The sequence below is a fragment of the Micromonospora sp. CPCC 205554 genome (assembly GCF_036902745.1).
GTDB lineage: Bacteria > Actinomycetota > Actinomycetes > Mycobacteriales > Micromonosporaceae > Micromonospora > Micromonospora tulbaghiae.
Genome location: NZ_JBAKHP010000017.1, coordinates 117,118 through 123,357, shown reverse-complemented (window position 1 = coordinate 123,357; position 6,240 = coordinate 117,118). Strand labels below are relative to the sequence as shown.

General features: G+C 71.9%; 6 protein-coding genes. 1 reads left to right on the top strand and 5 read right to left on the bottom strand.

Going from position 1 to position 6,240, the window contains the following annotated elements:
- Positions 1-209: 209 nt before the first annotated feature.
- The 5 genes from V6U82_RS20840 to V6U82_RS20820 all read right to left on the bottom strand — a co-directional run bounded on the left by V6U82_RS20840 (position 210) and on the right by V6U82_RS20820 (position 5,559).
- Entirely contained in the window at positions 210-1,325 is a 1,116-nt protein-coding gene (locus V6U82_RS20840; RefSeq protein ID WP_334463680.1) for a sulfite exporter TauE/SafE family protein, read from the bottom strand.
- Positions 1,326-1,457: 132 nt separating this feature from the next.
- Positions 1,458-1,928 carry an RrF2 family transcriptional regulator gene (locus tag V6U82_RS20835; protein ID WP_128137741.1) on the bottom strand — a complete coding sequence of 157 codons (471 nt, stop codon included), beginning with the start codon at positions 1,926-1,928 and terminating at the stop codon, positions 1,458-1,460.
- A gap of 86 nt (positions 1,929-2,014) precedes the next feature.
- The gene (locus V6U82_RS20830; protein ID WP_128137742.1) at positions 2,015-2,899 is read right to left on the bottom strand and encodes an acyl-CoA thioesterase; all 885 of its coding nucleotides are present in this window, start codon (positions 2,897-2,899) and stop codon (positions 2,015-2,017) included.
- Positions 2,900-2,954: 55 nt separating this feature from the next.
- Positions 2,955-4,403, bottom strand: coding sequence for a pyruvate kinase (gene pyk, locus V6U82_RS20825; RefSeq protein WP_128137743.1), 1,449 nt, complete (start codon positions 4,401-4,403; stop codon positions 2,955-2,957).
- 184 nt (positions 4,404-4,587) lie between these two features.
- Complete coding sequence (locus V6U82_RS20820; protein ID WP_334463677.1) at positions 4,588-5,559, bottom strand: helix-turn-helix transcriptional regulator; 972 nt, start codon at positions 5,557-5,559, stop codon at positions 4,588-4,590.
- A 387-nt stretch (positions 5,560-5,946) separates the two neighbouring features.
- Between V6U82_RS20820 and V6U82_RS20815 the strand changes: the two genes are divergently transcribed.
- The gene (locus V6U82_RS20815) at positions 5,947-6,216 is read left to right on the top strand and encodes a hypothetical protein (protein WP_334463675.1); all 270 of its coding nucleotides are present in this window, start codon (positions 5,947-5,949) and stop codon (positions 6,214-6,216) included.
- Positions 6,217-6,240: the final 24 nt, after the last annotated feature.

Here is a 6,240-nt window from a genome sequence, read left to right as displayed (position 1 = left end):
TCGACAAGCCAGAACCTAGGCAGGACAACGGCGTGCGCCATCAACGACGCGCCCAACCACCCACAGACACGTCACAAGACCCATAAATATGACCGAGAGGCATACCGGTCAGCGGGGGCATCTCTTTCCGGCGGACGACACGCCGAGCCAGACCCCACTCGGGCGATGGCACCGCGGGGCGATGGCGCGGCCCGGGACCGCGAGCGGGCTCAGCCCTCGACAGCGGCGGCGAGCTTCCGCGACTCCGCGGCATCGGCGGTCTCGGCGGTCTCGGCGGTGGCCACCGGCTCCGGGGCCAGCCCCGGCTTCGCGGCGTCCGCCGGCTCGACGGACTCCCCCGACTGGGCGGGCTCCCCCGCCTCGGCGGGCGACGCGGAGGCGGACGCGGCCCCCGCCGGCGACGCGGAGGCAAGCGCGGCCTCGGCCGGCGCCGCGGAGGTCAGGGCCACGTCGACGGTGGCGCGGGCCCGGCGGGCACGACGCAGCGCGCGCACCGCCAGCCCGACGGCGACCAGCCAGGCGGCGCCGAGCAGCGCGTACACCACCACCGGCACCGAGCCGCCCACGCCACCGGCGCTCAGCAGCGTACGGGCGTTGGTCAGCACGATCACGCCGCCGATCACGGCGCCGAGCAGCTGGGCGGGGACGATGCGGACCAGCCAGGCCGCGATGGGCGCGGCGATCAGGCCGCCGACCAGGAGCGCGGCCACCGTGGGCAGCAGGAACCCCTCGGAGCCCAGGCCGATGAGGAAGCCGATGCTGGCCGCGCCGGCCACCACGAACTCGGAGGTGTCCACCGAGCCGATGACCTTGCGGGGTTCCATCCGGCCGGAGACCAGCAGCGCCGGGGTGGCGACCGGCCCCCAGCCACCGCCGCCGGTGGCGTCGACGAAACCGGCGACCAGGCCGAGCGGGGCGAGGAAGCGACTGCGCAGCCGGCCGGCGGCGCGGTTGGCGCGCAGCGGCCGGGAGAACCGCACCAGCAGGTACGCGCCGAGCGTGAACAGGATGGCGGCCATCCACGGCGCCGCCGCCTCGGTGGAGATGGAGCTGAGGAAGGTCGCCCCGGCGAACGCGCCGATCGCGCCGGGCAGTGCGATCCGGCCGACCACCTTCCAGTCGACGTTGCCGAAGCGCCAGTGCGACACGCCTGCGGCGAGCGTGGTGCCGATCTCGGCCAGGTGCACCGAGGCGGACGCGGCGGCCGGCGCCACGCCGGCGAACAGGAGAAGCGTCGAGGAGGTCAGCCCGTACGCCATGCCGAGCGCGCCGTCGACGAGTTGCGCGGCGAGCCCGACGAGGGCGAGGACCAGCAGCTTGCGCACGAGCGCCCCCTGACTTTTCGGTATCTCCTATCGACTTGGTCGACAATGCGGCACGAGGGCACCCCGGGTCAAGTCCCCCATCCGGTTGGTAGGAGACGCCGGACGGTGTGCCGGGGTGTGCGGAAGCTGCCGTCAGCTCCAGGCGCGCGGGTCGGCGGCCAGCTCGTTGACCCTGCCGGGCAGCGCGCCGGCGGCCACGTCGGCGATGGTGACCAGCTCCAGGATCTCCCGCTCGCTGGCCCGCAGCGCGATCCAGACGTCCTGCAACGCGCGGGCCGCCCCCTGGTAGCCGAGCTGTTCCGGGCGCTGCCCGCGTACGTGCGCGAGCGGACCGTCGATGACGCGGATCACCTCGGCGAGGGAGATCTCCCCGGCGGGCCGGGCCAGCCAGTAGCCGCCCTCGGGGCCACGCTGGGCGTGCACGATGCCGCCCCGGCGCAGTTGCAGCAGGATGCTCTCCAGGAACTTCGGCGGGATGTCCTGCGCGCGAGCGATCTGCTCGGCGGTCACCGGCCGGCTCCGCCCGGTGGTCCCCCCGTCCGCGACCGAGGCCAGCTCAGCGGCCGCGCGGAGGGCATAGTCGACCCGGGCGGAGAGACGCATACGGCCAGGTTAGTCCGCTGCCGCGCGGACCGGCTCCCCGACCCGCGCCCGGACGATCACCGGCCAGGCGATCACCGGCCGGACCGTCAGCCGCCGACGCGCCGCAGCAGCCCCTCCTGCACCGCGCTGGCGATGTGCCGGCCGTCGGTGGTGAACATCCGGCCCGTGGCCAGGCCGCGGGCGCCGGACGCGGACGGGCTCCAGCAGTCGTACAGGAACCACTCGTCGGCGCGGAACGACCTGTGGAACCACAGCGCGTGGTCGAGGCTCGCGCCGACCACGCCGCCCGGCCCCCACACCTCGCCGTGCACCGACAGCACCGAGTCCAGCAGCGTCAGGTCGGAGGCGTACGTGAGGGCGCACGCGTGCAGCAGCGGATCGTCCGGCAGCTTGCCGTCCAGGCGCATCCACACCCGCTGGTGCGGTTCGGCCGGGCGGTCGCCGGGGCGGACCCAGCCGGGCTCGCCGACGTAGCGCACGTCGATCGGGCGCGGGATCATCCCCCAGATGCCCAGGCGCTCCGGGTAGCGGGAGAGCCGGTCGGTCATCGTCGGCACGTCGTCCGGGCCGGGCACGTCCGGCGGGAGCGGGGCGTGGTGGTCCAGCCCCTCCTCCTGACGCTGGAACGACGCCGACATGAAGAAGATCGGCTTGTCGTGCTGCAACGCCACCGAACGGCGCACCGAGAAGGAGCGGCCGTCGCGGACGTTCTCCACCTGGTACTCGATCGGCTCGGCCGGGTCGCCGGGACGCACGAAGTAGCCGTGCAGGGAGTGCACGGCCCGCTCCGCGTCGACGGTGCGGCCGGCCGCGACCAGGGCCTGGCCGGCGACCTGGCCGCCGTAGACCCGCTGCGGGCCCACCGGCGGGCTCATCCCCCGGAAGGTCATCTCCCCGGCACGGGCGAGGTCGAGCACCTCCAGCAACTGGTCGACCGCCGCCTGCCCGGTCGCCACCGAACTGTCGCTCACTGCGTCACCTTCGTTCGCGACTGCGGGGCTCGCAAACCCGGCTCACTCCTCGCGCTCACTGGAGAGCTCGCGCCGAGGCGGCGTCGACCAGCGAACCGAGCTGGTGCACACGCAGGGTGTTGGTGGAGCCCGGAGTGCCGGGCGGGCTGCCCGCCACGATCACCACGTAGTCGCCCGGATTGGCCCGGTTGAGGCCGAGCAGCGCCTGGTCGACCTGGCGGAACATGTCGTCGGTGTGCTGGACGAACGGCATCAGGAACGTCTCCACGCCCCAGGACAGCGCGAGCTGGTTGCGCACCTCCGGCACCGGCGTGAACGCCAGCAGCGGCAGGTCGCAGTGCAGCCGGGCCAGCCGCTTGACGGTGTCACCGGTCTGCGAGAACGCGACCATGGCCTTCGCGCCGATGGCCCGGGCGATCGACGAGGCGGCGACGGTGAGCGCGCCGCCGTGCGTACGCGGGTCGTGCTGCAGCCGGGGGACGGCGATCGAGCCGGCCTCGGTGGTGGTGATGATCTTCGCCATGGTGCTGACGGTGAGCACCGGGTACTTGCCGACGCTGGTCTCGCCGGAGAGCATCACCGCGTCCGCGCCGTCGAGCACCGCGTTCGCCACGTCGGAGGCCTCGGCGCGGGTCGGGCGCGAGTTCTCGATCATCGAGTCGAGCATCTGGGTGGCCACGATGACCGGCTTGGCGTTCTCCCGGCACAGCTGCACGGCACGCTTCTGCACCAGCGGCACCTGGTCCAGCGGCAGCTCGACGCCGAGGTCGCCGCGGGCGACCATGACCCCGTCGAAGGAGAGCACGATCGCCTCCAGGTGGTCGACCGCCTCCGGCTTCTCGACCTTGGCCAGGACCGGGCGGCGCACGCCCTCCTCGTCCATGATCGAGTGGACGAGCTTGATGTCCTCCGGCGAGCGGACGAAGGAGAGCGCGACCAGGTCGACGCCGAGGCCGAGGGCGAAGCGCAGGTCCTCGGCGTCCTTGTCGGACAGGGCCGGGACGCTCACCGCGACGTTCGGCAGCGAGACGCCCTTGTTGTTGGAAACCGGGCCGCCCTCGGTGACCAGGCACCGGATGTCGTTGCCGGTGACGTCGCTGACCTCGACCGCGACCCGGCCGTCGTCGATCAGCAGCCGGTCGCCCGGCTTCACCTCCTGCGGCAGCTTGCGGTAGGTGCAGGAGACGCGCTCCTTGGTGCCCACCACCTCGTCGCCGGTGATCACCACCGAGTCGCCGGTGCGCCACTCGTGCGGGCCGTCGGCGAACCTGCCCAGGCGGATCTTGGGGCCCTGGAGGTCGGCGAGCACGGCGACCGGACGGCCGGCCGCCTCGGCCGCCTCCCGGACCAGCCGGTAGACCGACTCGTGGTCGGCGTGACTGCCGTGGCTGAAGTTGAGCCTCGCCACGTTCATGCCCGCTTCTACGAGCCCACGGATACGCTCCGGGGACGCGGTTGCGGGGCCGAGAGTGCAGACGATCTTCGCGCGGCGTGTCACGCCCATCAGGCTAGTCTCTCCTCCGGGTCGGCCTGTGGGCCGACCCCTTACGGATGGCGGAAGGGTTTTCGACGCGCATGCGAAATCCGCGCCGACGAGCGGCGGGGCAGGCAGCGGAACGTCGTGATGGCGGGCAACGGCGACCGCGCGGCGGAAATCGTACTCCTTGGCAGAGGAACCATGCCGGGGCTCACAGCCAACCTCGTTGGCTGGCCTGGACGCCGGCCTGAAACCGGCTGGAGGCGCCCAGCCGCTCGGCGAGGGCGGTCATCATACGCTGAACGGTACGCAGTGAGATCGAGAGCTTGCGGGCCGCCGATTCGTCGGTGTGGCCGGCCGCGAGCAGCCGTAGCAACTCGCGCTCCGGTGAGGTGAGGCCGTCCCCGTCGGGTGCCTTCGGTTCACCGAAGGGCGCCGCGACGCGCCACACCTGTTCGAACAGCGCGACGAGTCCGGCGACGACGCCAGGGGCGCGCAACTCCAGCGCCCCCTGCTGGGAATCGTCGGGGTCAATGGGCACCAACGCCGTTTCGCGATCGACGATGACCAGACGCATAGGCAGCGTCGGCGTGGTGCGCGACTGGGCACCGAGGCTCGCCATCCACTGGGCGTGCGCGAGGGTGGCGGGGTCATTGCGAAAGCTGTCCTGGTAGACGTTACGGATGCGGACGTCCCGCTCCAGGGCGAGCTGGTTGAGGGCGCCTTCCGCCTGCATCGTGTCCGGCCGCTGCCCGCGGCCCGTGGTGAAGGACAAGCACTCGGTTCGGGCGTCGTGAGCCAATTCGGTCAAGCGTTCCCGTACGGCGTCGACGCCGTCGAGGAGTCGCCCCTCCCCCACCCGGCGGTGATCGTCATGCGCCGTGGCGATCGCGGCGATGGCGGCCCTGGTGGCCTCCACCTGCCGTTGCCGGACGACGACCTCCGCCTCCACCTTGGCGAGCAGTGCCATCAGCCCGGCCTGGGGGCGCACCACCCGGGCGTGCCCGCTCTGGGCGTCCAACCGGATCAGTGCGAGGTCCGCCAGCAGATCCAGCGCTTCGCGCACCTGGTCGGCGGGAACGGCCAGGTGATGGCTCAACCCGGCGACGTTCAGGTCGGGTCGCTCCAGCATCGCTCGGTAGACCATCTCGTGCTGCGTCGACAGTCCCAGCAGGTCGAACACCTCGCTCCTCCCCCACGGTAGGCCGGCAACGAGCATTCTGCCGGGCCGTGATCGTCTGCGGGGTCCCCGCGAGGGGATGGTGGCGTGATCCCGCCGGGCGGGCTTGCGCCATCCCGGACCTGGTGACAACACCCCCCCCGGCCCGCGATGCTCATTTCAGCGCACCGGAGACATCCGCAAGGCAGCGCGATTAACCAATGAAATTCGAAAGCCACCCCTCACAAGAAGGTGCATCGATATGCGTCTATTTATTTCGTATCGCTACCTGATCGTGGCCGCTTCCCTCGCCATGGCGGTTGCCGTCGTCCTGGTCGCCGATCACGGGACTGTCGGGGCACTGGCCGAAGGCTTCGGCTGGGGCGCCCCGATCCTCGCGCACCCGGGGACATGAACGCGATGGTGGCGACATACATCCGTATCGCACCACTGGGCGCAGCGGCGCCGATCGAACCGTTGGTGCTGCGAGACCTGCTCTACGCGCAGACCACGGCAGCCAGCAGGGTCGAACACATCCGAATCCGCGCCGGTCCGCACGCCGTCGACGTCATCGCCTTCATCGACAGCGATGACGTCGAAGAGGCCACCGACACCCTGCACCGCCTAGTCAGCTCGGCGATCGCCACCACGCCGCAGCTCCGCCCGTGGCGAATCGTCTAGCCCCTTCCCTCCTCCTGAAAGGCA